The organism is Acuticoccus sediminis (assembly GCF_003258595.1).
In the GTDB taxonomy this organism is placed as follows: domain Bacteria; phylum Pseudomonadota; class Alphaproteobacteria; order Rhizobiales; family Amorphaceae; genus Acuticoccus; species Acuticoccus sediminis.
Map to the genome: position 1 here is coordinate 921,541 of NZ_QHHQ01000002.1, position 26,044 is coordinate 947,584.

Sequence of the window (26,044 nt, forward strand, 5' to 3'; positions counted from 1 at the left end):
GACCGTCCGGTCAGGCCGGGCGGTTCCGCTCCCACCCGGGGTTCACGACGTCCCGGGTGACGCCGGCTGCGAAATGGTCGAGCAGCGTCTGCGCCGAGAAGGCGCGCATGTCGTGATAGCTCGCGGCTGAGAAGTATGCCGCGTGCGGGGTCAGGATGAGCCGTCCGTCGATCCACGCTTCGCGCTGCTGCCAGGCGGTGATCAGCGGATGCGGGTGACGCGGCGGCTCCTCGGGCAGGACGTCGAGACCGGCGGCGGCGAGGTGTCCGGACCGCAGCGCCGCCTCGAGCGCGTCGAAGTCGACCAGCGGTCCGCGCGCGATGTTGACGAGGATCGAGCCGGGCTTCATCGCCGAGAACGCGTCGGCGTCCATGATGCCGCGCGTCGCGTCCGTCAGCGGGGTGTGCAGGCTGACGACGTCCGCCTCGCCCAGCAGCGCTTCCAGGCTCTTCACCCGCCGCAGCCCGAAGCCGAGCTCGTGCCCGGAGGGAAGGAACGGGTCGTAGTAGACGACGTCCATGTCGAAGCCCTTGGCGCGGCGCGCCATGGCGGTGCCGATCCGTCCCAGCCCGATCGCTCCGAAGACCGAGCCGCGCAGGCGCCGCACCGTCGGCACGCCCGCGGCATGGAACCCGCCGACGAGATCGGCCCGGAGGCGCGCCTGGTAAGGCTCGATGCCGCGCGCCAGCGACAGCAGCAGGGCGATGCCGTGGTCGGCGACCTCGGTGGTGCCGTAGTTCGGCACGTTGGCGACGGGTATGCCCCGCTCGCGGGCGGCGTCCACGTCGATGTTGTCGGTGCCGACTCCCACGCGCACGATGAACCGGCAGCGGTCAAGACGGTCGATGACGTCCGCCGTGAGGCGCATGTTCTTCCACTTCAGCACCGCGTCGCACGTCCGCCACGCCTCGTCAGGGATCCGGCCGGGATCGCTCTCGTCGAAGCGGCGGAAGGTGAGCGCGCGGCCGACGATGGCCTCTTCGATGTCGAGGGCGGGGACGTTGGCGTCGGGCGCGAGGACGATGGGGGTCATCCCTTGGGATCCTAGAAGTCGTTGCGGGCGTGGTAGGTCTTGAGAAACTGCTGGACGCGCGGCTCGGTGCTCTCCTTCAGCACCTCCTGCGGGGTGCCGAACTGGACGATGCGCCCGCCGTCCAGGAAGGCGACGCGGTCGGCGGCGTTGGCGGCGAAACCCATCTCGTGGGTGACGACGACCATCGTCATCCCGTCGCGCGCGAGGTCGCGCATCACCTCCAGCACCTCGCCGACGAGCTCCGGGTCGAGCGCGGAGGTGGGCTCGTCGAACAGCATCAGGTCGGGGTCCATGGAGAGCGCGCGGGCGATCGCGACGCGCTGCTGCTGGCCGCCGGAGAGAGCGCTGGGGAACGCCTTCGCCCGTGCGGAGAGGCCGACGCGGTCGAGGAGCTCCCCGGCCCGGGCCATCGCCGCGGCCTTCCCCGCGCCCTTCACGCGGATCAGCGGCTCGGCGACATTCTCCGTCGCCGTCATGTGCGGCCAGAGATTGAACTGCTGGAAGACCATGCCGATGTTTCGCCGCTCCTGCCGGAGCTGGCGTGCCGGCATCGGCCGCCGCGCGCCGTCCCGGTCGATGTAGCCGATCGTGCGGCCGTTGATCTTCACCGTGCCGCGGTTGTACGGCTCCAGGAAGTTGATGCAGCGCAGCAGCGTGGACTTGCCGGATCCGCTCGGCCCGATGAGGCAGACGACCTCGGAGCGGTTGACGGTGAGGTCGATGTCCCTGAGGACTTCCACCTCGCCGAAGCTCTTGGCGAGACCGGAGATTTCGACGACAGACGCGCTCATCACGCTTCCTTCAGGGTCAGGTGGCGGTTGAGACGGGCTTCGATGGCGCGGCCGACGACCGAGAACAGCTCGATCAACCCCCAGTAACAGATCGCCAGCATGAAGATGGACTCGAACGCCGCGAAGGTCTCGATGGACATCTTCTGCACCTCGAACGTCAGCTCCGGCACCGTGATGATCGACAGGACCGCGGTCTCCTTGCAGACGTTGATGATCATGCTGATCATTGCCGGGAGCGCCGCGGTGAGGGCGAGCGGCAGGGTGATGCGTCGCAGGATGGCGAAGGGGTGCATCCCGAGACTGTGGGCGGCCTCGGTCTGCCCGGGCGGCACGGCGGAGAACCCGCTCCGGAAGATCTCGGCGAAGTACGCCGCGCCGTGGGCCGTCAGGACGAGGATGCCGGCCTCCATCGGGTCGAGGAAGAGCCCGATCGAGGGGCCGCCGGCGTAGACAATGAAGAGCTGCACGATGATCGGCGTGCAGCGCATGAGCTCGATGTAGGCGCGCACGCCCATGCGGACCGGGCGCAGGCGCGAGGCGCCCAGCAGCGCCAGGACGAGGCCGAGGAGGATGCCGAGGACCGACGAGACGACCCAGGCGAAGAGCGTCATCAGAAGGCCGTGGCCGATCGCCGGCAGGTAGTCGACGACGACGCTGGGATCGAGGGTCATCTCAGGCCACCCCGCGGGAGAACTTGCGCTCGATGGCCCGCCCGCCGGCGGCGACGGCGAGGTTCGTCACGAGATAGAGCGCGGCGGCGGCGAGGTAGAACTCCATCGGCCGGAACGTGGATGCGGCGAAGCCCTGCGCGACGCGCGTCAGCTCCGTCAGCCCGACCACCGAGATCAGGGACGACGCCTTCACGAGCAGGATGAACTCGCTGGTGATGGAGGGCATCGCGATGCGCACCATCTGCGGCAGCAGGATGGTCTGCCAGATCGTCACCGGGTCATAGCCGAAGGCTCTCGCCGCCTCGATCTGTCCGCTCGGAATCGCGGCGAGCGAGCCGCGCAGGATCTCGGCGATGTAGGCGCCGCCGACCAGGCCGAGCGCGCCGATCGCCGACGCCGGGGCCGACAGGTCGATCCCGACGAACGGCAGAAAATTGTAGAAAAGGAGCATCTGCACGAGCAGCGGAACGCCGCGGAAGAAGCTCACGTAGACCTTGGCCAGCACCACGAGGAGGGGCAGCCCGGTCCAGCGCGTGACGGCGATCAAGAGGCCGATCGCGCAACCGACCAGCGTGCCCGCCAGTGAGACGTAAAGCGTGACGCCCAGACCGCGAAGCAGGAACGGGATCGCGGTCAGCCAATCTTGTACGCTCATCGGCGCGGCACCTGTCGGTCGCGGGAGGTCGGTCGGGGATCAGAGGTCCGGGACGGGCATCGCGTCCGGCAGATCCTCGGTCTTGCCGAACCACTTCATCTGGATCTCGGCCATCCGGCCGTCGGCCTTCATGGCCTCCAGCGCGGCGGACACGGCCTCGATCAGGCTCTGGTCCTCGGGATCCTTGCGGGTGACCCAGCCGTAGTAGTTCGGCTTGCCGAACGGCGGCTCGACGACCTCGAGCTGGTCCGGGCGCTGCACCGAGGCGTAGGAGACGTTCGGCAGCGACGACGCGCCGGCGTCGAGACGGCCGTTGGCGACGTCGGCGTAGACCGACAGCATGTCGGAGTATTCGCGGATGTTGATCGGCTCGGGCAGCGTCTCGGAGTAGGCTGCGACCTGCTTCTGCGAGGAGCTCGCCTTGAGGACGCCGACGGTCTTGCCCGCGAGGTCCTCCGGCTTCTGGACCTCATCGTTGCCCTTGCGCTTCACGAACGCGTTGCCGGAATAGGCGATGGGGCTCGAGAAGGCGTAGCGCTCCATGCGCGCCTGCGAGGCGTTGAGCGGTGCGCCGACGAAGTCGTACTTGCCCGCCTCGAGGCCGGGCAGGACGCTGGTCCACGGCAGGTCCACATACTCGACCTCGACGCCGAGTTCCTTGCCGACCTCGTCGAGGAGGTCCTTGTCGACGCCGGTGTACTCGCCGTTCTCCTTGAAGTCGAAGGGCGGGAACTGCATCTCGGTGGCGACGACCAGCTTGCCGGCGGCCTGGATGTCCGCGAGCGTGTCGGCGTGGGCGGGTGCTGCGAAGGCGAGGCCCAGGGCGAGGGCCGCCACGGCCGGCAGCTGCATCAACGTCTCGATCCTCAATGTGATCTCCTGATCCGGTATGGACGATGGGTGCGTGTCATCGTGAGGCGCCGGACTTCAGGCCGATCTGCCTCAGGCGATCCTGGACCGCGCGGGCGCGGACGATGGCGGGCGCGTCGATCATGCGGCCGTCGAGGGCGAAGGCGCCACGTCCCTCGCGCTCGGCGGCCTCGTGGGCGGCGAGGATGGCCTCGGCGCGCGCGGCCTCGTCGTCGCTCGGCGTGAACGCGGCGTTGAGGGGGGCCACCTGGCTTGGGTGGATGCAGGGCGCGCCGTCGAAACCGAAGCGGCGGGAGCGGGACGCGAGCGCGGCGAAGCCGTGCGTGTCTCCGTAGTCGGCGATGGTGTCGAGGGTGCCGAGGGCGAGCCGGCGGTGCCGGTGCGCGGCGAAGATCACCTGCTGCTTGGGCCCCGCGAGCGTCGCTTCCGACGCGTCGATGCCGGCGTCGGTCGCGAAGTCCTCGTCGCCGAGGCTGAGGGCGGCCACCCTCGGGTGCGCTTCGGCGATGGAGGTGGCGAGGGCGAGCGCGGCGACGGTCTCGACGAGGACGATGAACCGCAGGTGCCCGTGGGGGATCGACCGCTCGCGCTCCAGCGCGTCCACCGCTTCGGCGATGAGCAGGACATGGTCGGCGGAGCGGATCTTGGGCAGGCAGACCGCGTCGACCCCCGGACGGACGGCGGCTTCGAGGTCGGCGGCGAGCGTCCTGAGATCCGCGTTGACGCGTACGACGACGTCGCTCCCGCTGGCCCCCACCGCCTCGACCGCGCCGGGAAGGGCGGCGCGGGCGTCGGCCTTGCGGTCAGGCGGGATGGAATCCTCGAGGTCGAGGATGACGGCGTCCGCGCCACGCCGCGCCGCGCTGGCGACGAACCGCTCCGACGTGACGGGGACGTAGAGCAGCGAGCGCCAGAGGGGCGGGACGGCGTTTGTCACTGCGCGGCGGCCCCGTCGGACGCGGCGCCGCGGGGGGCGAGGATCACGCCGTCGCCGGCGAGGCGGTCGATCTCCGCGTCGGCGAAGCCGAGGTCCGCCAGCACCTCGCGGCTGTGCTCGCCGTGGCCGGGGGCAGGGGTCCGGAGGCTGCCCGCCGTCCCCGACAGGCGCGGCACAACGTTGTGCATCGCGATCCGGCCGAGGTCGGCATCCGGCAGGTCGACCACCGCCTCGCGTTCCAGGACGTGCGGGTCGGTGACCACCTGGTCGACGTCGTAGACCGGCGCAACCGTGACGTCGGCCGCCTTGAAGAGGGCGAGCACGGTCCCGAGGTCGCGCGCGGCGATGAACTCGGCGACCGGGGCCTCGCACGCCTCCGCGTTCCGGAGGCGCGCTGCGCCAGTGGCGAAGCGGGGATCCTCGATCATGTCGGCCCGGCCGATGGTGCGGAAGAGGCGCTCCACCATCGACTGCATCGGCGCAGACAGGGACACCCAGCGCCCGTCGAGCGTGCGGAAGACGTTGCGGGGAGAGGCGATCTCCGAGCGGCTGCCGTCTCGTCGGGGGAGGCGCCCGGTCTGGCGGTAGGTTTCCGCCTGCGGGCCGAGCAGCGTCATCGTCGTCTCGAGGAGGCTGAGGTCGACGACCTGCCCGCCGCCCTCGGCGGTTCGGGCCTGCAGCGCCACCATGGTGGCGTAGGCGCCGTAGATGCCGCACACGAGGTCGGAGAGGGCGAGTGGCGGGAGGATCGGCGGCCGGTCCTCGAAGCCGAGGCGGGTCGCGAGGCCGGAGAGGCCCTCCACCAGCGTACCGTAGCCGGGCATCGACCTGTAAGGCCCGGTCTGCCCGTAGCCGGAGATCCGCACGACGACGAGCCGCGGGTTGAGGGCGAGGAGGGCGTCAGGCGCCAGCCCCATCTTCTCCAGCGTCCCGGGGCGGAAATTCTCGATGAAGACGTCGGCTTCGGCGATCAGCCGCTTCAGGATCCCCATGCCGTCCGGCTGCCTCAGGTCCACGGCGAGGCTGCGCTTGTTGCGGCAGTAGACCTTCCAGAACAGCGGCTGTCCCTCGACCGTCCAGTCGCGCAGCGGATCGGCATTGGCGACGCCCTCGATCTTCAGGACGTCCGCCCCGAAGTCCGCGAGCTGGAGGCTCAGCATGTTGCCGGCGACGAGGCGGGAGAGGTCCAGGACCTTGAGGCCGGTCAGGGGACCGGTCTCGTCCGGAGTGAAGGGTCTGGAGGCGAACATGGGGCGATCGGTGAGCATTTCTACAATTATGTATATACAATAATGAGGGGGCTGTCTATACATCCGATCCGGATTTCAGTCGGTTGCGGATGCAGGATCGGTGCCATGGCGGACTATCCCAAGCATATACATATCATGGAGGTCGGGCCGCGGGACGGACTCCAGATGGAGGCCCGCTGCCTCTCCGTCGCCGAGAAGGTTGCCCTCATCGACATGCTGGCGGACGCAGGGCTGACCGAGATCGAGGTCGGCTCGTTCGTCCATCCGGCACGCGTGCCGCAGATGGCGGACACCGATGCGGTGTTCGCGGCGCTGAGCCGCCGGGAGGGCGTCGACTACCGCGCGCTGTGGCTGAACCTGCGCGGACTGGAACGCGCCGTCGCGGCCGGTGCGGACATCACCGCAAAGCTCTCCATCGCGACCAGCGAAACGTTCAGCCGCAGGAACGTCGGCCGCTCGTTCGAGGAGAGCCTCGCGGCCATGCCGGACTGGCTGGAGGTCTACGCGGCGCACGGTCTGCGCGACGTTTCCCTCGGAGTCATGACGGCGTTCGGCTGCACCTACGAGGGGCATGTTCCCGAAGGACGGACCGTGGCGATGATCGCGCGGGTGGCCGAGCGACTGGACGCGCAAGGGTTCCGCCTCGCCGAGGTCGACCTTGCCGACACCACCGGCTGGGGCAACCCGCTCCAAGTCAGCCGCGTGGTCGGGGCGATCCGGGAGCGATGGCCGGAACTCCCCATCAAGCTCCACCTGCACGACACGCGCGGCTGCGGCATCGCCAACGCGATCGCCGGTCTGGCACTGGGGGTCGATCGGTTCGACGCGTCGATCGGCGGTCTCGGCGGCTGTCCCTTCGCGGGCCTCAAGGGGGCGGCGGGTAACATCGCCACCGAGGACTTCGCCTTCGTCTGCTCCGAGATGGGCATCGAGACTGGGCTCGATCCCGACGCGCTCGCCGCAGCGGCACGCCATGCCGAGACGCTCGTCGGCCGCCCGCTGCCGGGCAAGGTGTTCCGGGCCGGCCATCGCCGGCCCACGGCCTCGACCGTGACGAGTGCGTCGGGGTGAGGGGCCGCTCGGCCCCGTCTCCGCGGCGCGGCTCGGCCCGTCGCCGGGTGTCAGCCGGCGGCGACGCGGGCGCTGTCGAACGCGGCCAGAAAGGCGTCCGTGTCCTCCGGGCGCCCTGCGGTGACACGCATGAAGGTGGTGTAGCCGGCTTCGCCCCAGGGCTTCACGATCACCCCCTCCCGCAGCAGCGCGGCCGCCAGCGGGGCGGAGTCCCGGCCCGTGTCGAAGAAGACGAAATTCGCTTCCGAGCGTGCCACCCACAGCCCCCGCTCGCGCAGCGCCGCCGCCATCCGGTCCCGCTCGGCCCTGATCCTGCCCACCGACGCGCGCATCCACGCCTCGTCGTGGAGGGCGGCGACGGCGGCGTTCTGTGCCGCCACGTTCACGTTGAACGGAGTGAGCGCCAGCCGCATGAACTGCGCGATGGCGGCGCTCGACGCGACCCCGTAGCCGATGCGCAGGCCCGCGAGGCCGTGGGCCTTGGAAAAGGTCCGCAGGGTGACGAAGTCCACCCCCGCCTCGGTGGCGAGGGCCAGGCTGTCGAACGCGTCCTCGTCGCGGCGGAACTCGGCATAGGCCTCGTCGAACACGAAGAGCGTGCCCGGCCGCACTGCCGCGAGGAGGCGGTGCAAGGCATCGCGCGACAGCGTCGTCCCGACAGGGTTCGACGGCGAGCTCAGGAAGACGAGCCGTGGCGCCTCGTCCATGGCTTCGGTCAGCCGCCCGATGTCGAACTCCAGGGCGCCGGTCATCGGCACCTTGGTGACGTCGGCGCCTTCGGCCAGCGGCTCGATCTCATGCAGGCCGAAGCCCGGCGTGACCGTCAGCACGCCGGCCCCCGGCTGCAGGAATGCGCGCGACAGGGCGGCGATCAGCGTTTCGGAGCCGTTGCCGACGACGATGCGGTCCTCGTCGACACCGTGATGGTCCGCGATGGCGCGGCGCAGCGTGTCCGACCGCCCTTCCGGATAGCGCCACGCCTCGGCGGCGATCCGTTGCAGCTCGGTGATCGCCGCCGGCGACGGGCCGTAGGGGTTCTCGTTGCTGGCGAGGCGGACGAGCCGCTTGCCGCCGCTCAGACGGCTCGCCTCGGCGTCCGACAGACCGGCATTGTAGGCGGGGAGGGTCGCGAAGTGGGGATTGGAGCGCAGCGTCGCGGGCGAAGTCGGCATGGCGATTTCCGGCAAGATATGTATATATCTATTCCGCAATTGCGCCGGGGGTCAATCGAGGGTGTCGCGGACCGTCCCGCAGGCTCGATGGCATACAAATGATTGCCGTTGCGCCACCGACAGAACGCTGCTCATGTGTGTACATAATGAGACGAAGGGCGCGGCCGGCGCGGCCGAAGGCCGAAATGGGAGGCGAGGTGCCGACACTCGAGCTGACACCATGACGGAGACCGGCCGCCCCAAGCCGATCCATCAGCGTATCTGCGAGGACGTCGAGGCACGGATCATGGACGGGAGCTGGCAGCCCGGCCAGCGAATCCCCTTCGAATACGAGCTGGAGGCCGAGTACGGCTGCTCGCGCATGACGGTGAACAAGGCGCTCAGCCTGCTCGCCAACCGCGGCATGATCATCCGCAAGCGCCGCGCCGGGTCGTTCGTCGCCCAGCCGCAGATCGAACGCACCGTCATGGAGATCCAGGACATCGGCACCGCGGCCAAGGCCGCCGGGCACGACTATGCCTTCGAGATCCATTCCATGAAGGTCGAGCGGCTGGACCCGGCCGAGGCGACCCGCATCGACGCCAAGCCGCGCCAGGAGGTGCTGCGCCTGACCTGCCTCCACATCGTCGACGAGCGGCCCCACGCGCTGGAGGAGCGGCTCATCATGCTGGACGCGGTGCCGCGCGCCCGGTTCGAGACGTTCGAGACGAAACCTCCGGGAAGCTGGCTTCTCGAGCATGTGCCCTGGTCCGAGGCGCGACACGTGATCCGCGCCGTCGCGGCCGACGCCGCCACCGCGCGCGCGCTCGACATGCCGAAGGGCGCCCCGTGCCTCATGCTCAGCCGCCAGACCTGGCAGAACCAGCGCACCGTGACGTACGTCGAGATCACCCACCCCGGCGACCGCTACCAGTTCATCGGCCATTTCCAGCCTTTGAAGTCGACGATGTAGCGGCCCCGCCGTTCACGGCGCGTCCGTCCGGCGCGCCGCCCGCCTTTCGGCACGCCCCGTGCCCTTCAGCGCCTGACGATGCGGCACGCGGCCGGGTCCAGGCCCAACCCAAGAGGACCACAATGGCCATCGGATTCCGGGTGCTCCAGCGCCGGCGCGCCGTCTCCGCCGAGATCGTCGCACGATACGCCGCCCTTCCCGTCGCCAACGTCAGCGATTCGATGTGGCGCATGTCGGCGGCCGGCGCGCGCCTGACGGCGCGCCACAAGCCCGACGTGAAGATGGCCGGTCCCGCGCTCACCGTCAGGACGCGCCCCGGCGACAACCTGCTGGTCCACAAGGCGATCGAGATGGCGAGGCCGGGCGACGTCATCGTCGTCGACGCCGGCGGCGACCTCACCAACTCGATCATCGGCGACCTGATGACGACGCTGGCCCGCACGAGGGGCGTCGCCGGTTTCGTCATCGACGGGGCGATCCGCGACGCCAACGACATCTATGAAAGCGGCATGGCGATGTACGCCGCCGGCGTCTCTCACCGGGGCCCCTACAAGGACGGCCCCGGCGAGATCAACGTCCCCGTCGCGGTCGACGGGATGGTCATCGAGCCGGGCGACCTCGTGCTGGGTGACTGCGACGGCGTGCTGTGTGTCCCGTTCGACTCGGTCGAGCCGGTTCTCGCCGCCGCCGAGGCCAAGCATGCCGACGAGCAGAAGGAGATGGCCCGCATCAAGGCCGGCCAGGCCGACCGGCGCTGGGTCGACACCATCCTCGCCGACCGGGGCTGCGAGATCGAGGTCTGACCCTGGAGCGGGTGTCGCCCTCCATGACCCCCGCGGCTGTCGGCGCAGGGTGCGAACGCACCGGCCGCAGCCGCTCTGGACCATCCGCACCGCGCCTTCCCTGACGGGGACGGCGCGGCGCACCGGGCGGAGCTGCGCCTCGGTCGCGTCCGCCCCCATCCGCGCCGTTCCGGCCCGGTGTCCGCGCAAACACATGATATTCCAAGTGATTTCTCCAGAATCCGCCGGGCTGGGCGGTCTGATGACATTTTCGTGATCGCCTGCGGACGACGGATATACATCCGGATCGCGAGTTCCCTCGCTAGTGGCAGTAGGGACGACCACGTTCTTCTGAGACTAACCTAGCTTAGCGAGGACAGTCTGCTCCCTCACCCCGGCGCTATTCAGGCGTTGTCGGGGGCAATGATGGCTGCGTTTCTGGAGCCACGAGCCACGTGGCCGCTATCGGAGCGCGCAAACGAGGAAGCAATGCTATGGCGCATCTCAACCCGAGCTACGAATTTTTCGAGACCTATCTGAAATCATTCGCTGACCAGTACTATTCTGTTGATCTCGCCGCGTTGAACAGCTCGGGTGTGGTTGGAACCGCGATCCTCGGCGTGGACCTCGACGAACGGACGGTCGACATCTCGATCTCGGCGGAAAACCTGACGCCGAACGTCGCCCACGCCCAGCACATCCACGGGCTGATGGACGCGGACGGCAACCCGGTCGACTCGACCACGCCCACGCTCGCGGACGACGCCGACCGGGACGGGTTCGTCGAGGTGCTGGAAGGAGTGCCGTCCTACGGCGACGTCCTCCTGCCGCTCGACAACCCGGACGGCATGTTCCCGATGACGGCGGCCGACGGGTCGCTCTCGTTCATCCGCAGCTACTCGCTGGATGACGACAGCCAGTTCGTCAGCCCGGTGACCGGCACCCAGTACCAGGGTGACGACATCCTGCCGGCGGAACTGCGCGAACTCGTCCTGCACGGTCTCGTCGTGCCGGACGGCGAAGGCGAGGGGACGGGCAACGAGGTCGGCGGCGGCGCCAACGGGTTTCTGCCGATCCTTCCGGCCGCGGCGGGCGAGTTCGAGGAGGTCGACCTAGCGCAGGCCCTCGACATCCTGGAGGACCAGCAGGCCGACGCCGGGCAGAGGATCGTCGGCACCAACGGCGCGGACGATCAGCAGGGCACCATCGGCGACGACATCATCATCGGCCGGGGCGGCGATGACGAGATGCTGGGCCGGGGCGGCGACGACATCCTCAACGCCGGCTCCGGCATGGACGTGGCGCGCGGCGGCGAGGGCGACGACATGATCGCCGGCCGCACCGGGAGCGACACGCTCGTCGGCAACGAGGGCGACGACCATATCGAGGGCAACAAGGGGAACGACGTCGTCGCCGGCCAGGAGGGCGCGGACGTTCTCGACGGTGGCTATGGCCGCGATACGGTTCTCGGCGGCGATGGGGCCGACACCCTCCACGGCGGCTCGCAGGCCGACGAGATGAACGGCGGCGAAGGTGACGACCTGCTGTTCGGCGGATCGGGGAGCGACATGCTGATCGGCGGTTCCGGCAACGACACGATCGTCGGAGACCTCGGCTTCGACACGGCTGTCGGTGGCGCGGGAGAGGACATGTTCGTCATCACGAGCGGTGCCGGCGCCCTGCTGATCTCCGACTTCGACATCGACGAGGACGTGATCGCCGTTCAGGACATGGACCTGTCGCCGGGCGAGCTGACCTTCTCCGGCGATACGATCCGTGATGGAGACGGCGACCTCGTCGCCCGCTTTACCGACGGAATGGACGCCACGCAGCTCACCACAGACGACATCGCCACCTTCATGCCCTTCGTCTGACACGTGTGCGGCCGCTCGGGTTCCTCCGAGCGGCCGCGTTTGCCTAAAACGCCGGGTCCGGAGAGAGGCGAGCGGGCAGCAACGTGCCAACCTCGACCGGGAACACCCCGATCCCCCGGGAATGCGGTGTTGTGGTGTTTTTGTGGCGCCAGATTTCGGCCGTTTTTCGGGAACAATTCATCTGAGAATGGTTGCCTGAATGAAGCAACGGGCGGTGCCCGCACCGGTTGATTCGTCGAGCGGGCCGGCGGGCACAACAAATCGCGCTTCATTTACAATTCCGATTCATCTGAAGACCGGGGAGCAACGTCGTGGCTTCGAGTTGTCACGGCTCGGTCATAAGCTGATGCTCATTTGCAACGATCGGAAAACTAGCGAGTTCGCAGGACACCTGAAGCGCGCCTTATAGAGGTCAGCTTTGTGGAACTGTGGTCTTTGGGAGGCCGTCAAAGGGCGAGTGTTGCGTCGCGCTCATAATCTCCTGCCGAAGGCCGAGGTCCACTTATGCCACCCGTCGCTTCACCCCGCCGCGCACGCCGCTTCGGACCCCTCGCCAGGGGCCTGATGGCAACGACGTCCCTCGTCGGGGTGACGATGTTCACCTCGGCCGCCCTCGCCCTCTGTCCGCCGGTGGACAATGGCGGCAGCCAGTCCTGCACGGTCACGAGCGCGGACCCGCGCGGCATCAAGATCGACACCGACAACATCTCGAAGGACGGGACGAAGTACGACCTGACGATCGCCACGAGCATCGACGCCGACACGGCGGCGACCTCCGACGGCTCCTACGTCGACAGCATCGTGAAGCTGAGCCTGCAGGCGGAGAAGGGCGACAACTCCGGCGCTGACGGCGGCGAGGCCAGCGTGGTGACGAACTCAGGCAACTCGCTCACCCTCAGCGGCAGCAGGGAGAACGTCAGCAACCAGACCAAGCTCTATGGTGTGCGCGCGCGAAGCAGCGGCGGCGAGGGTGTCGCCCCGGACGACCGCGGTGACGACGGCGGCGACGGTGGCGACGGCAGCGACGTCTATCTCGGCAGCAACGCCAACGTCACCATCCTGCCCTCGGCAGCCGACGCGATCATCGGCCCGGGTGCGGCGATCTACGGCGTCTATGCCCTGAGCGAGGGCGGCAAGGCCGGCGACAAGAACGAGAACGACAGCATCGGCGACCAGGACGGTGGCGACGGCGGACACGGCGGCGACGTCACCGTGGAGACGTCCGGCACGATCACGCTCGGCTCGCCCGACGGTTCCGCGATTCGCGGCATCGACCGTGCGTGGGGCGTTGCCGGCGAGTCCAAGGGCGAGACCGGCGGCTTCGATTCCGGCAAGGGCGGCGAGGGCCGGAAGGTCGACATCAACAACACGGCCGCCGTCTCGATCTACTGGGACGCCCAGGGCGACGAGGAGACGAGCAACGGCGTGCGCGGCGTCTATGGCGGCAGCTTCGGCGGCGACGGCGTGCGCGAGAGAGAGGACGATCCCGCCACCGGCGCCGAGGGCGGTCCGATCACGATCTCGACCAGCGGCAACGTGACGGTCGACACCACCGCCGGGAACGCGCCCGTGCAGATGAGCCGCTCCGGCGCGATCGTCGCGATCAGCGAAGGCGGCAACGGCGGCGCGTCGGAGGAAGGCGGCGACGCGGGGGACGGCGGCAGCGGCGCGACCGGCACCGGTATCGTCGTCAATGTGGACGGCACCGCGACGCTGACCACCCGCGGCGACAACCTCGTGGGCATCTACGCCCGTTCGACCGGCGGCAACGGCGGCGCCGGCAGCAGCGACAACGTCTTCGAAGGCGACGCCAACGGCGGCCAGGGCGGCGTCGGCGGTCTGGTGACCGTGCACCTCAACGACCAGTCCTCCATTTCGACCTCCGGCCGCTACGGCTACGGCGTCGTGGCCCAGTCCATCGGCGGTATCGGCGGCAATGCCGACGACGATGCGGGCGACGGCGGCGACGCGCGCCAGGTCACCTTCTCATCCGCCGGTAGCACCTCGGTGGAGACGGATGGCGAGTTCGCGAGCGCCATCGTGCTGCAGTCGGTCGGCGGCGGCGGCGGCGTCGGCGACGACTTCACCGGGATCCTCAGCAGCGGCGGCAACGGCGGAGAAGGCGGTGTCAGCGGCGCCGTCTATGGCACCGTCGCAGGCGAAATCGAGACCAACGGTGACCATTCCTACGGCGTGGTCGGCCAGTCCATCGCAGGCGCCGGAGGTGCCGGGGGCGCGGATCTCGGTGTCTTCGTGGCCCTCGGTGGCGACGGCGGAAACGGCGGCGTCGCCAATTCGGTCGATATCCTCGTTTCCGCCGACATCACCACCCACGGCCTCGGCTCCGTCGGCCTGCTCGGGCAGTCGATCTCCGGCGGCGGCGGCGCGGCCGGCGCGGCCGGCGGCGGGCTCGCCATCGGCGGCACCGGGGGCGGCGGCGGCGACAGCTCCGACCGGAATGGCGCCGGCGTCTACCTGACGCTCACCAACGATGTGGTGACGACCGGCGATCAGGCGCCCGGTGTGGTGGCGCAGTCCATCGGCGGTGGCGGCGGCCTCGCGTCCGGCGAAGGGTCGGCCTCGGTCCTGGCCGGCGATACCGAACCGGACGACAAGGTCAGCGTGGGCGTCTCGGCCATCGGCGGATCGGGTGGCGCCGGCGGCGACGGTGGCGAGATCGCCGTCGCCCTTCCGGGTGCCGCGACCATTTACACGGACGGCGACTACTCTCACGGCGTTCAGGCCCAGTCCGTCGGCGGCGGCGGCGGAACCGGCGGCGATGCGATCGCCTTCACCGCCGTGGTCCCGGACTTCGTGGTGGGCGGCAGCGCCGACGACGGTGGTGACGGCGACGACATTTGCATCACGAGCGACGTCAACGGCTGCGGCTCGCTGCTCGAGAACTACACCCCGCGCACGAATGTCGGAACGACCGCCCCCACCATCGTCTCCACCTCCGGCGATGCCGCGAACGCCATCCTCGCGCAGTCGATCGGCGGCGGCGGCGGCTTCGGCGGCGCGGCGGTGGCTGACGAGCTGCTGAGCTGGGGCACGGTGGGCGTCGGCGGAAATGGCGGCCACGGCGGCGACGGCGGTGACATTCTCGTCGACCTCGACAACGCCTACGTCATCACCGGCGGCGTCGATTCGAGCGCGATCTTCGCGCAGTCCATCGGCGGTGGCGGCGGCATCGGCGGCTGGGCGGCCACGGCCGGCGTCGGCTCGCCCATCACCGCACAGGTCGGCGGCTTCGGCGGCGGCGGCGGCTCGGCCGACAGCGTCACGGTCAACCTCTCCAACTCGCACGTGACGACCGCGCAGACCTACTCGAACGGCATCCTCGCCCAGTCGGTCGGCGGCGGTGGCGGCAAGGGCGGCTCGGCGTTCGCCGTGCAGTCGCTCAACATCGGCTTCACCATGGTGACCACGGTCGGCGGCAGCGGCGGCGATGGCGGCGACGGCGGCAAGGTGGACGTGGGCCTCACCAACACGACCATCGACACCGGCACCACGCCCGCGGGCGAGCCGGACAGGACCGACCAGACTGGCGACTATGCCTTCGGCATCCTCGCCCAGTCCATCGGCGGCGGCGGCGGTCTCGGCAACTCCGGCACGGCCTATACTCAGACGATCGCGGTCCCGATCATCGTCCTGCCCTTCGAGGCGGCGCTCAGCCTCTCCAACACGGTGGGCGGATCAGGCGGCGGCGGCGGCGACGGCGGCGAGGTGAGCGTCTCCCTCGACTCGAGCGCGGTCACCACCCGCAACGACGGGTCCATCGCCATCATGGCCCAGTCGGTCGGCGGGGGCGGCGGCTCGGGCGCGGACGCCAAAAGCGTGCCGTTCCTGTTCTCCTACGGCACCGGCGTCAATGTGAGCGAAAGCCTCGCACTGGGCGGCCGCGCCGGCAGCACCGGCGACGGCGACACGGTGGACGTCACACTCGTCGATACAACGCTGACGACCAGCGGCGACTTCGCCGACGGCATCCTCGCCCAGTCGATCGGCGGCGGTGGCGGCAACGCGGGTGCCGGCACGGCCACCGACTGGTCCTTCATGAGCATCGTGGACATCACCGCGCGCGCCTCGATCGGCGGCGACGGGGGAGCAGGCGGCACCGGCGGCGACGTGACGGTCTCGCTGGACAACGCCTCGCGCATCACGACGACCGGCGACGCCTCGCGCGGCATCATCGCCCAGTCCGTCGGCGGTGGCGGCGGCATGTCGACCGGCGACTCCTACCGTCTCGCGGTGACGGGGGGCGAAGCGGTCGTCGAGGGCGAGGTCGAGGGGACCGCCGTGACGGGCATTCTGAACTTCGATCTCGGCAACGCGCCCGGCGACGGCGGGGCCGCCGGTATGGTGACCGTGGCCGACGACGGCGACATCTACACGTCCGGATTCGACTCCGACGGCATCCTCGCCCAGTCGATCGGCGGGAGCGGCGGCATCGCCGGGCAGGCGGGTGCGACCCGGCTCCCGCGGCCGCCGTCGCTGTCGTTCTCCGCGACCCTGTCGATTGGTGGCAAGGGTGGCACCGGCGGTCACGGCGGCAACGTGGAGGTCACGCACACGGGCCAGATCGTCACATCGGCGGATTGGGCCGAGGGCATCATCGCCCAGTCCGTCGGTGGTGGCGGCGGCACCGGCGGCACCACGCTCGCCGCCTCGCAGGCTGGCGGCGGCAACGCCACGCTCTCGATCGGTGGTACCGGCGGCTCCGGCAACAACGCGGGCCAGGTGGCGGTCGGGCTGGGCGGCGTCATCGTCACGGAGGGCGCGATGGCGAACGCCGTCGTGGCGCAGTCCGTCGGCGGCGGCGGCGGCATCGGCGGCATTGCGATGGACCAGCCGAGAGGGGTCTTCACCGTCGGCGGCGACTTCGGCGGCGGCGGGGGCAAGGGCGGCGACGGCAACGACGTGCTCGTCACGGCCGATCCCACCACCTACACGATCACGGAAGGCGACAACTCGATCGGCATCCTGGCGCAGTCGATCGGCGGTGGCGGCGGTCTCGGCGCCATTGCCACCGGAACCGGGGCCGACACGACGCCGGGCGAGCTCCGTCAGGTCCAGGCTCTCGTCGGCGGAAGCGGTGGCGGAGGTGGTGACGGCGATTCGGTCACGATCGAGGCGGGCGGCGGCTTCGTGCAGACGTCGGGCCGGTCGTCATACGGCGTTCTGGCGCAGTCGATCGGCGGCGGCGGCGGTCTCGCGGCGACGGGGGCCGGCGACGTCCTTGCCAGCGTCAGCGTCGGCGGTCAGGGCGGTGAAGGCGGCGACGGCGGCGTCATCAACATCAGCTCCACGACCCAGATCTCGACGACCGGCGAGAGTGCGCACGGCCTGATCGCCCAGTCGATCGGTGGCGGCGGCGGCCTCGGCGGCGAATTCTCGCTCTCCGCCTTCGACTTCGCTCCGTTCGGGTTGCAGCGCGAAACCGGCTCGCAGGGCGACGGCGGCGACGTGACCCTGGACCTGTCGCAGAGCGTCACGGTCACCGGCGACCACGCATGGGGTGTCGTGGCGCAGTCGATCGGCGGTGGCGGCGGTCTCGGCGCGGACGCGGACGGCAGCTTCGCCGGCGCAACGTCCAGCCAGACGGGCAGCAGCGTGGAGTCGGGCGACGTTTCGATCACCACCTCCGCGAATGCGCCGATCACGGCGAGCGGGGTCGGCGGTATCGGCATCTTCGCCCAGAGCCAGGGCGGCGCCAACCGGGACTCCAACAACGGCACCATCAGCCTCGACATCGGCGCCGACGTCACCGGCGGCCTCGGTGCCGACGCGCGCGGCATCGTCGTCTCGGGCGGCAGCAACAACACGCTCGTCGTGCGCAACGGCGCCACGGTGACGGCCGCACGGAGGTTCCGGACGGGGAACGCACGGCCATCGAATTCGTCGGCAACGGCGGCTCGTCCTCGACCCTCGACGTGACGATCGACCCGGGCGCCACGGTGGTCGGCAACATCCTGCGTAACAACAACGGCGGGTATGCCGGCACCACCTACAACAACTCGACGAGCTCGCTGATCGGGATGAACCTCCACCAGGGCGATCTCGTGAACAACGGTCGCCTCGTCGTGGGCGGTCTGGAGGGCCGGGGCGAAGTGACCCGGATCGAAGGCAACTTCACGCAGAGCGCCGACGGCTTCGTGGTCGCCGACGTCGACTTCGCCGCCGGCGTCGCCGACCGGATCGAGGTGACGGGCAACGCCGATCTGCGCGGCAAGCTCAACCTCAACGCCTCGTCGCTGGCGCCGAACGCCGCGGTGAGGATCCTCGACGTCGGCGGGCGGATCTCCCGCGCCTTCGACGTCGTCGACTTCGGTGCCGTCGACTACGAGCTCAACGTCCGCAACGGCGCGGTCGAGGTGCTCGCGGCGCGCACCCGCTTCGCCGAGATGGCAGGCGGCAAGGGCTCGGCCGCCGGCGCCGTCGGCGGTCACTTCGACGAGCTTTTCCAGAGCGGTGACGGGCGCTACAGCGAGCTCCTCGCCGAGGTCAACGGCTTCGCCGTGGCCGGTGGCGGCAATCTCCGCCATGCCCTGGAAGGCATGTCGCCCGGCGCGTCGCAGGCGATCGGGGCGATCAACGTCACGCAGTCGGACCGCCGCCTCGACAACGCGCTGTCCTGCCCGACGATCAACGCGGCCACCTGGCGCGACCAGGATCCGCTCGAGAGCTCGTGCGTCTGGGCGCAGATCACCGGCATCGCACCGGATCAGAACGGCAGCAACGGCTACGACAGCACGATCTTCGCGACCAACATCGGCGCTCAGATCGAGGTGCAGCCGGGCTGGCTCGCCAGCGCGACCCTCGGCTACGAGAACGGCTCCATCGACGGCAACAACGACTTCGTCGACAGCGACTTCGACACCGCGGTCGCCGGCATCGGCCTCACCCGGACGTTCGGCGGCTTCGAACTCGGCGTTGCCGTCGCCGGTTCGTACTCGTGGGTCGACAACAAGCGGACGGTGGCGCCGAACCTTGCCAACTATGGCGGCCGGGCCGAGGCGGACTTCAACGCCGCGTCGGTGGGCGGGCGGATCCGTGCGGGCTACACCGCAAACGTCTCGGACGTCGTCTACGCCAAGCCCTTCGTCGATCTCGACCTCGTCTACTCGCGGGTCGACGGCTACACGGAGCGCGGTGTCGGCCTCCTCGCGCTCGACGTCGACAGCACCGACGAGCTCGTCGTCCGTGCGACGCCGCAGCTCGAGATCGGCGCGGCGAAGGCGGTGGCGAACGGCGCGGCGCAGATCCGGGGCTTCGCCCGCGGCGGCCTGAGCCTGTCGAGCAGCGACTCGTTCACGACCAACGCGAAGTTCGCGGGCAGCCCCGCCGGCGGCTTCGACACCGAGGTCCCGATGCCGAGCGTCGTCGGCAACGTGGCCGTCGGCCTCGGCGTCCTGACGAAGAGTGGCCTCGACATCAGCGTCCAGTACGACGGTGCGTTCGGCGACGACTACATCTCGAACTCCGGGACCGCCCGCCTCTCGTACCGCTTCTAGCGGACCCGGCGCCCTTCCCGGCGCAACGCTCCCGTCCTCCGCGACGGACACGTCCGGCCCGCTCGAGCGCTCCCGCTCGGGCGGGCCGTCCCCGTTCGGGCCGACGACCCGGCGCCGGGACGCATCGCACTCAGGCGTCGAGGGATTGCGTGCTAGACTTCTCCCAGCCGGAGACCGGCGGCCTCCGTGGGACAGTCGGATGGGCCAGCGCCACGACAAGGACGAACTCGCACCCAGGGTGACACCGGACGTGGCACCCGCGCGCGGCGACGGTGAGGACGCCGCGGCGGCCGCGCGCGCGGAAGAGTGCACGCGGGAGGCGCTCCTCGACGCTCTCCGCGAGGCGCACGAGTATCAGGCCGCGACGAGCGAAGTGCTTGCGGTCATGTCCCGCTCCCCGGCCGACGCGCAGCCGGTGTTCGAGGCGATCGTCGACAGTGCCGCGCGCCTCACCGGGTCGCTGTACGCCAACATCCAGCTCTATGACGGCGAGGTGGTCCATCCGGCGGCCACGCGGAACATATCGTCAGGGGCGCGCAGGAGCGCGGCCTATCTCGACGGGCGCCCGGCGCGGTCGAGCCTCATCGGGCGCGCGATTCTGGATGGCGACGTCGTCCACGTCCGGGACGTCCTGGCGGATCCGGACTATTCCCGGGAGTACGCGCAGCGGGGCGGCTGGCGTGCGGCGGCGGCGTTGCCGATCCTTCGCGACGGGCGGCCGCTGGGCGCCATCGCGGTCGGAAAGGCCGAGGCGGAATTCTACTCCGACAGCCAGATCCGGCTCCTGAGGACGTTCGCCGACCAGGCCGGGATCGCCATCGAGAACGTCAGGCTGTTCGACGAAGCGCAGAGCCGGAACCGCGAACTCAGCAGCGCCCTGGAACGCCAGAAAGCGACCTCCGAGATCCTCGGCGTCATCAGCTCCACGCCCACCGACGCGCAGCCGGTCTTCGAGGCGATCGCCCGGAACGCGCTGCGCCTCTGCGGCGCGCTCTTCGCCAACGTCTTCCTCTATCGCGACGGGCTGATCCACTATGCCACCAGCCACAACGTCGAGGAGCAGCACCGCGAGATCCTCACCTCGCACTATCCGCTCAAACCGGACCGGACGCAGGTCTCGGGGCGCGTCATGCTGACGGGCGAGGTCGTCACGCTCGAGGACGCCTGGGAGGATCCCGAATACGACCACCGGTTCGCCCGCAGCATTGGCTGGCACCGGGCGCTTGGCGTGCCGATGCTGCGGCAGGGGACGCCCATCGGCGTGATCGTGGTGGGCTGGCGCGAGGCGGGGCCGATATCGGCCGAGCAGGAGGAACTGCTCAGGAGCTTCGCCGATCAGGCGGTGATCGCCATCGAGAACGCGCGGCTCCTGAACGAGCTGCGCGAGTCGCTCCGGCAGCAAACGGCGACGGCGGACGTCCTCAAGGTCATCTCCCGTTCGGCCTTCGACCTGCAGACCATGCTCGACACCCTCGCCGAGTCGGCGGCGCGGCTCTGCGACGGCGAGAACGCCTGGATCTTCCGGCGGCAAGGCGCGGTGTATCGCTACGCGGCGAGCTTCGGGTTCGCGAAGGAGCCGCACGAACGGGTCCGGGCCTTCCTGGAGACCCGCGACGTCGTCCCGGGCGTGGAGACCGTCATCGGGCGAACCGCGCTCGCGCGGGAACCGGTGCAGGTCGCCGACGTGCTCGCGGAGCCGACCTACGGCTGGAGCGCTCTCCAGCGCATCGCCGGGTACCGGACCGCACTCGGCGTTCCACTGATGCGCAACGGCGAGCCGGTCGGCATCCTCGCGATGACCCGGAACGCCGTCCGCCCGTTCGGCGCGAAGCAGATCGAGCTCGCCACCACCTTCGCGAATCAGGCGGTGATCGCGATCGAGAACGTCACGCTCTTCGAGCGGGCCGAGGCCCGGACGCGCGAGCTCGACGCGGCGCTGCAGCAGCAGATCGCGACGTCCGAAGTGCTGAAAGTGATCTCGCGCTCGGCGTTCGACCTGCAGAGCGTGCTCGGAACGCTCGTCGAGGCGGCGACGCGGCTCTGCCAGTCGGACAAGGGGACCATCGCGCGCGAGCGTCAGGGCCAGTTCCGCCGCGTGGCGAGCCATGGCTTCTCGGCCGAGTTCGATTCGCTCATCGACATCATGCCGATGAGCCAGGATCAGGGTTCGGCCGCCGGCCGCGCCGTCCGCGAGAGCCGCATCGTGCACATCGAGGACGTCGAGGCCGATCCGGAGTACACCTTCTCGGAGGGGATGAAGCTCGGCGGCTACCGCGCGATCCTCGCCGTGCCGATGCTGAAGGCGGACCGCGCGATCGGCGTGCTCGTGCTGACCCGGAGCCGGCCCGAGGCCTTCTCGGAGAAGGAGATCGAACTCGCCTCGACCTTCGCCGACCAGGCGGCCATCGCGATCGAGAACGTGCGCCTCTTCGAGAGCGCCGAGGCGCGCTCGCGCGAACTCGCCCGATCGCTCGAGGAGCTGCGCACGGCACAGGACCGGCTGGTGCAGACGGAGAAGCTCGCCTCGCTCGGCCAGCTCACGTCGGGCATCGCGCACGAGATCAAGAACCCGCTCAACTTCGTCAACAACTTCTCCTCCGTCTCGACCGATCTCCTCGACGAGCTGACGGAGGCGATCGCGACCCTGGGCCTTTCCGGCCGTACGGCAGAGGAGGTGGACGAGCTAGCGGGGCTGCTGCGCGGCAATCTGGAAAAGATCGTGCAGCACGGGCGGCGGGCGGACTCCATCGTGAAGAACATGCTGCTCCATGCCCGGCACGGGTCGGGCGACGAGCAGCCGACGGACATCAACGCGCTCGTCGAAGGCGCGCTGGCCCTCGCGTACCACGGCGCCCGGGCGGAGAGGCCCGGCTTCGACATCACCCTCGAGCGTGACTTCGACCCGGCGGCGGGCGAGGCGGTCCTCTACCCGCAGGAAATCACGCGGGTGCTCCTGAACCTGATCACCAACGGCTTCTACGCCGCCGGCAAGCGCGCCGACCTCGAGGGGTCCGGCTACGCGCCGACCCTGCGAGCGGCGACGCGCGACCTCGGCGCGTTCGTCGAGATTAGCATCCGCGACAACGGCACCGGCATTCCCGCGGCGATCCGCGATCAGCTCTTCGCGCCGTTCTTCACCACCAAGCCCGCCGGGGAGGGCACCGGGCTCGGCCTCTCGATCAGCCACGACATCGTCGTCAAGCAGCACGGCGGGACTATCGAGGTGCTTTCGGAGGAGGGCGTCTCAACCGAGTTCCGCGTGGTTCTCCCCCGGGACCGGGGCCGGACGGCGGAGGCCGAGCCACGATCCCCGGCACGCTGACCCGAGTGGCCGATGGCGGCAACCTGACGTCAACGAGCGGTGCGGCAAGACAGCGATGTCTGGCCCTCGTCAATTCTTGAGGGGTATGATCCGCCGGCGTTCGCGTCGCCTTGGGGAGCCATGGCGGGACACTACAAGTGCGCAGCAGGCCGAGGCCGACGGTCGCTGCGCTGAAGCGGAAATTGATGAGAGACAGTCTTGCGGCGCTTCTCGGCCTAGCGGCCTACGCCATCTACTCCACCCACGACGTGATCGTGAAGGACCTGGGCGCCACCTTCTCGCCGATCCAGATCGTGTTCTTCAGCGCGCTGCTCGGCTTTCCCATCATCACGGTCTACCTGATCGGAGACCCGGCGCCGAAGCGCCTGCGGCCGGCCCATCCCTGGTGGATCGCCCTGCGCAGCGTCAGCGGTACGATCTCGGCGGTTTGCGCCTTCTACGCGTTCGCCGTGCTGCCGCTGCCGGAGGCCTACTCGTTCATCTTCGCGACGCCTCTCCTCATCACGCTCCTCGCCGTGCCGCTTCTCGGCGAGCGGATCCGGCTGCGGCGCGGGATCGCCGTCCTCGTCGGCCTGGTCGGGGTGCTGATCGTCCTGCGTCCCGGCGCGAGCCCCATCAGCGGCGGGCATCTGGCCGCGCTGGGCGCTGCGTTCTCCGCCGCGCTCAACGCCGTCATCGTGCGCAAGATCAGCAATGACGAACCCGTCGTGGTCATGGTCCTCTACCCGATGCTGACGAACCTCATCGTCACGGCCTTCGCGCTTCCCTTCGTCTACATCGACGTCGAATTGCTGCACCTCGCGCTCTTCGGCCTAACCTCGATGCTCGTCCTGTGCGGGATGACCCTGATCGTCTCGGCCTACTCGCGAGGCTCGGCGCTCGTGGTGGCGCCGATGCAGTACTCGCAGATGATCTGGGGCACGCTCTTCGGCGTGGTTCTGTTCGGCGAGTGGCCGGCCTGGCAGACCTATCTCGGCGTCGCGGTCATCGTCGCCTCGGGCGTCTACATCCTGAAGCGCGAGGCGACGCACGACGTTTCGCGCACGACCCCCGTGCTGGCGACCAAGTCGCGCATGGGGCACGCCTTCGCCCTCCGCGCGAGCCTCATGCGGCGGCTCCGTCAGGGCGACATCCCCGCCCGCCAGAAGCGGGATTCGGAGCTCGATGAGCCTCACGACTGACCGGGCGTCCAGCGGTCCGGTGTCCGTCCGGTCCGCAAGACCCTCCCTAGCCCCCGGCGCGGGCGGGCATGTTCAGCAGCAGCTTTCCCATCATGGTCCGGCTTTCCATGTCCGCGTGGGCCCGTGCGGCGTCGGCGAGCGGATAGTCGTGGCCGATCAGGACCTTCAGGTCGCCGCTCGTGATCCAGTCGAAGAGCCGCCGCGTGCGGGCCTGCAGGAGGGCCGGTGTATGGATGTGGTCGGCGAAGGTCGCGTAGCCGATCTTGATGCTCTTCGGCAGGCTCATGATGGCGATGGGGTCGGGCGCGCCGAGGACCGGTCCGAACCAGCACAGTGTGCCCGAGCGGCGGAGCGCCTCGATCGATCCGGCGAACGTCGCCGGACCGGAGCCGTCGTAGACGACGTGGACGCCCTCGCCGTCCGCATGCCGTATGGCCTCGTCGGCGAAGGAGCCCTCGCTGTCGACGATGACGTGTTCGGCACCGGCGGCCTTCGCGATGTCGACCTTGCCCGGCGAGGACACGCGGCCGATGACGCGGCCGCCCTGCAGCCGGATGATCTGGGTCAGCAGGATGCCGAGGCCGCCGGCCGCCGCGTGGACCAGCGCGAAATCGCCCGGCTGCACCCTGTAGAAATCCGTCGCGAAGTGGCTCGCTGTGAGGCCCTGCATCATGACGGCGGCGGCGGTGCGGTCGTCGATCTCGTCCGGAAGCGGGACCAGCGCGGCTGCTGGGATCACCACCCGTTCGGCATAGCTCCCCGGTGCGTAGACCCATGCGACACGTTCGCCCGGGCGGACGTGTTCGACTCCGTCGCCGACGGCGAGCACCTCGCCGGCCCCTTCGACGCCGAGCGTCTTCGGGTCCGGCATCTCGGTCCAGAAGCGGCCGCGCCGCGCGCCGACGTCCATGAAGTTCACGCCGGCGGCCGAAACCGCGACCAGTGCCTCCCCCGGACCCGGTGTCGGCTCCGGCAGGTCGACGAGGCGCAGGACGTCGGGTGCCCCGGGTTCAGTCATCACGATCGCCTTCATCGCGATCTCCTTCCTGGAATTTCGGGTGAGGCCGTCGGGCAGCGGCACGTCGTGCCGGCCGTGCTGGTCCGAACAGTCGTGAGAGGGGGCGGGCAGGGTCGCTCGCTCCTGCCGGCCGTGTGTCGGGACAGACGTAAGCCGGCGCCGGCCGTCCGCCCGTTAGCTCTTGTGAGAGCTTGTGATGCCGCTCGGACGGGGGCGACCGGGCGTGGAGGCGCACGCGGACGGCATGGACGGACGACCTGACGCGAGCCGACTGTCCCGGTGAGCCGACATGCATTGATTGTGCGGGACGTCTCGCCTATGTCCGGTGCCCCGAAGCAGGAGCCGTCCCTCATGGATCTGAACCCGACCGCAACGCCGATCTGCCTTGCCACCGGGATTCTCCATGACCAGCTCCATCGCCACGCTTTCCCACCTCACCGTTTCGACGCCTGACGGCCGGCCGCTCCTCCGGGACCTGGACCTCACGTTCGGGCGCGAGCTGACAGGGCTTGTCGGCCGCAACGGCGTCGGCAAGACCACGCTGCTGCGCGTCCTCGCCGGGACAGTGCAGCCGAGGTCCGGTAGCGTTCGCACCAGCGGCCGCGTCGGCTACCTGCGGCAGAGCGTTCAGGTCGGCGCGGGCGAGGCGGTCTGCGACCTCTTCGGCGTCCGTCACGCGCTCGAGCGGCTGCGACGCGCCGAACAGGGCGTTGCGACCGCCGAGGACCTCGCCGAAGCGAACTGGACGCTGGAGGCGGACGCCGTCGCGGCGCTCGCGCGTGTCGGCGTCGCCGCGACGCTGGACACGCCTTCGACGAGCCTGTCCGGTGGCCAGCGCACCCGCGTCCGCCTCGCGGCCCTCCTGTTCGCGGAGCCCGACGTCCTTCTGCTTGACGAGCCGACCAACGACCTCGACCGGGAAGGACGCCTCTTCCTCGCTCGGTTCCTGAA

At 69.8% G+C, this 26,044-nt stretch carries 17 protein-coding genes and 1 pseudogene; 9 read left to right on the top strand and 9 right to left on the bottom strand.

Annotation, left to right across the window (positions count from 1 at the left end):
* Positions 1-10: 10 nt before the first annotated feature.
* From DLJ53_RS12135 to DLJ53_RS12165, 7 genes are read right to left on the bottom strand one after another with little or no spacing between them, the layout of a single operon-like run.
* The gene (locus DLJ53_RS12135) at positions 11-1,033 is read right to left on the bottom strand and encodes a C-terminal binding protein (protein WP_111345452.1); all 1,023 of its coding nucleotides are present in this window, start codon (positions 1,031-1,033) and stop codon (positions 11-13) included.
* An 11-nt stretch (positions 1,034-1,044) separates the two neighbouring features.
* Entirely contained in the window at positions 1,045-1,824 is a 780-nt protein-coding gene (locus DLJ53_RS12140) for an amino acid ABC transporter ATP-binding protein (protein WP_111345453.1), read from the bottom strand.
* Positions 1,824-2,495: an amino acid ABC transporter permease gene (locus DLJ53_RS12145; RefSeq protein ID WP_111345455.1), complete on the bottom strand. Its 672-nt coding sequence runs from the start codon at positions 2,493-2,495 to the stop codon at positions 1,824-1,826. Before DLJ53_RS12145 ends, DLJ53_RS12140 begins: the two co-directional genes overlap by 1 nt.
* A gap of 1 nt (position 2,496) precedes the next feature.
* Positions 2,497-3,150: an amino acid ABC transporter permease gene (locus tag DLJ53_RS12150; protein WP_111345456.1), complete on the bottom strand. Its 654-nt coding sequence runs from the start codon at positions 3,148-3,150 to the stop codon at positions 2,497-2,499.
* Between the two features lie 39 nt (positions 3,151-3,189).
* The gene (locus DLJ53_RS12155; protein ID WP_244935058.1) at positions 3,190-4,020 is read right to left on the bottom strand and encodes a transporter substrate-binding domain-containing protein; all 831 of its coding nucleotides are present in this window, start codon (positions 4,018-4,020) and stop codon (positions 3,190-3,192) included.
* 37 nt (positions 4,021-4,057) lie between these two features.
* Positions 4,058-4,957 (bottom strand): HpcH/HpaI aldolase/citrate lyase family protein, encoded by a 900-nt coding sequence (locus DLJ53_RS12160; protein WP_111345460.1) that lies wholly within the window; start codon positions 4,955-4,957, stop codon positions 4,058-4,060.
* Entirely contained in the window at positions 4,954-6,207 is a 1,254-nt protein-coding gene (locus DLJ53_RS12165; protein WP_111345461.1) for a CaiB/BaiF CoA transferase family protein, read from the bottom strand. The genes DLJ53_RS12160 and DLJ53_RS12165 overlap by 4 nt, the downstream gene beginning before the upstream one ends.
* 105 nt (positions 6,208-6,312) lie before the next feature.
* On the opposite strand from DLJ53_RS12165, the gene DLJ53_RS12170 reads away from it, so the two are divergent.
* Positions 6,313-7,278: a hydroxymethylglutaryl-CoA lyase gene (locus DLJ53_RS12170; protein WP_111345463.1), complete on the top strand. Its 966-nt coding sequence runs from the start codon at positions 6,313-6,315 to the stop codon at positions 7,276-7,278.
* A 50-nt stretch (positions 7,279-7,328) separates the two neighbouring features.
* Here the strand turns inward: DLJ53_RS12170 and hisC are convergent, their stop codons facing one another.
* On the bottom strand, positions 7,329-8,450 hold the full coding sequence (hisC, locus tag DLJ53_RS12175; RefSeq protein ID WP_111345465.1) for a histidinol-phosphate transaminase: 1,122 nt from the start codon (positions 8,448-8,450) through the stop codon (positions 7,329-7,331).
* A 220-nt stretch (positions 8,451-8,670) separates the two neighbouring features.
* Here hisC and hutC point away from each other — a divergent pair, with 220 nt between their 5' ends.
* The 7 genes from hutC (at position 8,671) to DLJ53_RS12205 (ending at position 24,075) form a co-directional block, all read left to right on the top strand.
* Positions 8,671-9,402 (top strand): histidine utilization transcriptional repressor HutC, encoded by a 732-nt coding sequence (hutC, locus tag DLJ53_RS12180; protein ID WP_111345466.1) that lies wholly within the window; start codon positions 8,671-8,673, stop codon positions 9,400-9,402.
* Positions 9,403-9,524: 122 nt separating this feature from the next.
* Entirely contained in the window at positions 9,525-10,205 is a 681-nt protein-coding gene (locus tag DLJ53_RS12185; RefSeq protein ID WP_111345468.1) for an RraA family protein, read from the top strand.
* A gap of 473 nt (positions 10,206-10,678) precedes the next feature.
* Positions 10,679-12,058 (top strand): calcium-binding protein, encoded by a 1,380-nt coding sequence (locus DLJ53_RS12190; protein WP_111345470.1) that lies wholly within the window; start codon positions 10,679-10,681, stop codon positions 12,056-12,058.
* A 564-nt stretch (positions 12,059-12,622) separates the two neighbouring features.
* Positions 12,623-17,995, top strand: a complete 5,373-nt coding sequence (locus DLJ53_RS36375; protein ID WP_111345471.1) for a beta strand repeat-containing protein — start codon at positions 12,623-12,625, stop codon at positions 17,993-17,995.
* Entirely contained in the window at positions 17,992-19,572 is a 1,581-nt protein-coding gene (locus DLJ53_RS35175) for an autotransporter outer membrane beta-barrel domain-containing protein (protein WP_162409158.1), read from the top strand. The genes DLJ53_RS36375 and DLJ53_RS35175 overlap by 4 nt, the downstream gene beginning before the upstream one ends.
* 199 nt (positions 19,573-19,771) lie before the next feature.
* Positions 19,772-22,894: a GAF domain-containing protein gene (locus DLJ53_RS12200; protein WP_202913115.1), complete on the top strand. Its 3,123-nt coding sequence runs from the start codon at positions 19,772-19,774 to the stop codon at positions 22,892-22,894.
* Positions 22,895-23,079: 185 nt separating this feature from the next.
* A complete protein-coding gene (locus DLJ53_RS12205; protein WP_211100580.1) occupies positions 23,080-24,075 on the top strand; it encodes a DMT family transporter in 996 nt (331 codons plus the stop codon).
* Between the two features lie 46 nt (positions 24,076-24,121).
* Here the strand turns inward: DLJ53_RS12205 and DLJ53_RS12210 are convergent, their stop codons facing one another.
* A complete protein-coding gene (locus DLJ53_RS12210) occupies positions 24,122-25,108 on the bottom strand; it encodes a quinone oxidoreductase family protein (protein WP_111345475.1) in 987 nt (328 codons plus the stop codon).
* A gap of 388 nt (positions 25,109-25,496) precedes the next feature.
* Here DLJ53_RS12210 and DLJ53_RS36770 point away from each other — a divergent pair.
* A pseudogene (locus tag DLJ53_RS36770) lies at positions 25,497-25,988 on the top strand (ATP-binding cassette domain-containing protein); the annotation flags it as partial.
* Positions 25,989-26,044 lie beyond the last annotated feature (56 nt).

What these genes read in the sequence shown, in the direction of transcription:
- DLJ53_RS12140 (WP_111345453.1), bottom strand. Translation starts at nt 1,824, where the DNA reads ATGAGCGCGTCTGTCGTCGAAATCTCCGGTCTCGCCAAGAGCTTCGGC.
- DLJ53_RS12185 (WP_111345468.1), top strand. Translation starts at nt 9,525, where the DNA reads ATGGCCATCGGATTCCGGGTGCTCCAGCGCCGGCGCGCCGTCTCCGCC.
- hisC (WP_111345465.1), bottom strand. Translation starts at nt 8,450, where the DNA reads ATGCCGACTTCGCCCGCGACGCTGCGCTCCAATCCCCACTTCGCGACC.
- DLJ53_RS12210 (WP_111345475.1), bottom strand. Translation starts at nt 25,108, where the DNA reads ATGAAGGCGATCGTGATGACTGAACCCGGGGCACCCGACGTCCTGCGC.
- DLJ53_RS36375 (WP_111345471.1), top strand. Translation starts at nt 12,623, where the DNA reads ATGGCAACGACGTCCCTCGTCGGGGTGACGATGTTCACCTCGGCCGCC.
- DLJ53_RS12165 (WP_111345461.1), bottom strand. Translation starts at nt 6,207, where the DNA reads ATGTTCGCCTCCAGACCCTTCACTCCGGACGAGACCGGTCCCCTGACC.
- DLJ53_RS12205 (WP_211100580.1), top strand. Translation starts at nt 23,080, where the DNA reads ATGAGAGACAGTCTTGCGGCGCTTCTCGGCCTAGCGGCCTACGCCATC.
- hutC (WP_111345466.1), top strand. Translation starts at nt 8,671, where the DNA reads ATGACGGAGACCGGCCGCCCCAAGCCGATCCATCAGCGTATCTGCGAG.
- DLJ53_RS12200 (WP_202913115.1), top strand. Translation starts at nt 19,772, where the DNA reads ATGGGCCAGCGCCACGACAAGGACGAACTCGCACCCAGGGTGACACCG.
- DLJ53_RS12170 (WP_111345463.1), top strand. Translation starts at nt 6,313, where the DNA reads ATGGCGGACTATCCCAAGCATATACATATCATGGAGGTCGGGCCGCGG.
- DLJ53_RS12135 (WP_111345452.1), bottom strand. Translation starts at nt 1,033, where the DNA reads ATGACCCCCATCGTCCTCGCGCCCGACGCCAACGTCCCCGCCCTCGAC.
- DLJ53_RS12145 (WP_111345455.1), bottom strand. Translation starts at nt 2,495, where the DNA reads ATGACCCTCGATCCCAGCGTCGTCGTCGACTACCTGCCGGCGATCGGC.
- DLJ53_RS12150 (WP_111345456.1), bottom strand. Translation starts at nt 3,150, where the DNA reads ATGAGCGTACAAGATTGGCTGACCGCGATCCCGTTCCTGCTTCGCGGT.
- DLJ53_RS12190 (WP_111345470.1), top strand. Translation starts at nt 10,679, where the DNA reads ATGGCGCATCTCAACCCGAGCTACGAATTTTTCGAGACCTATCTGAAA.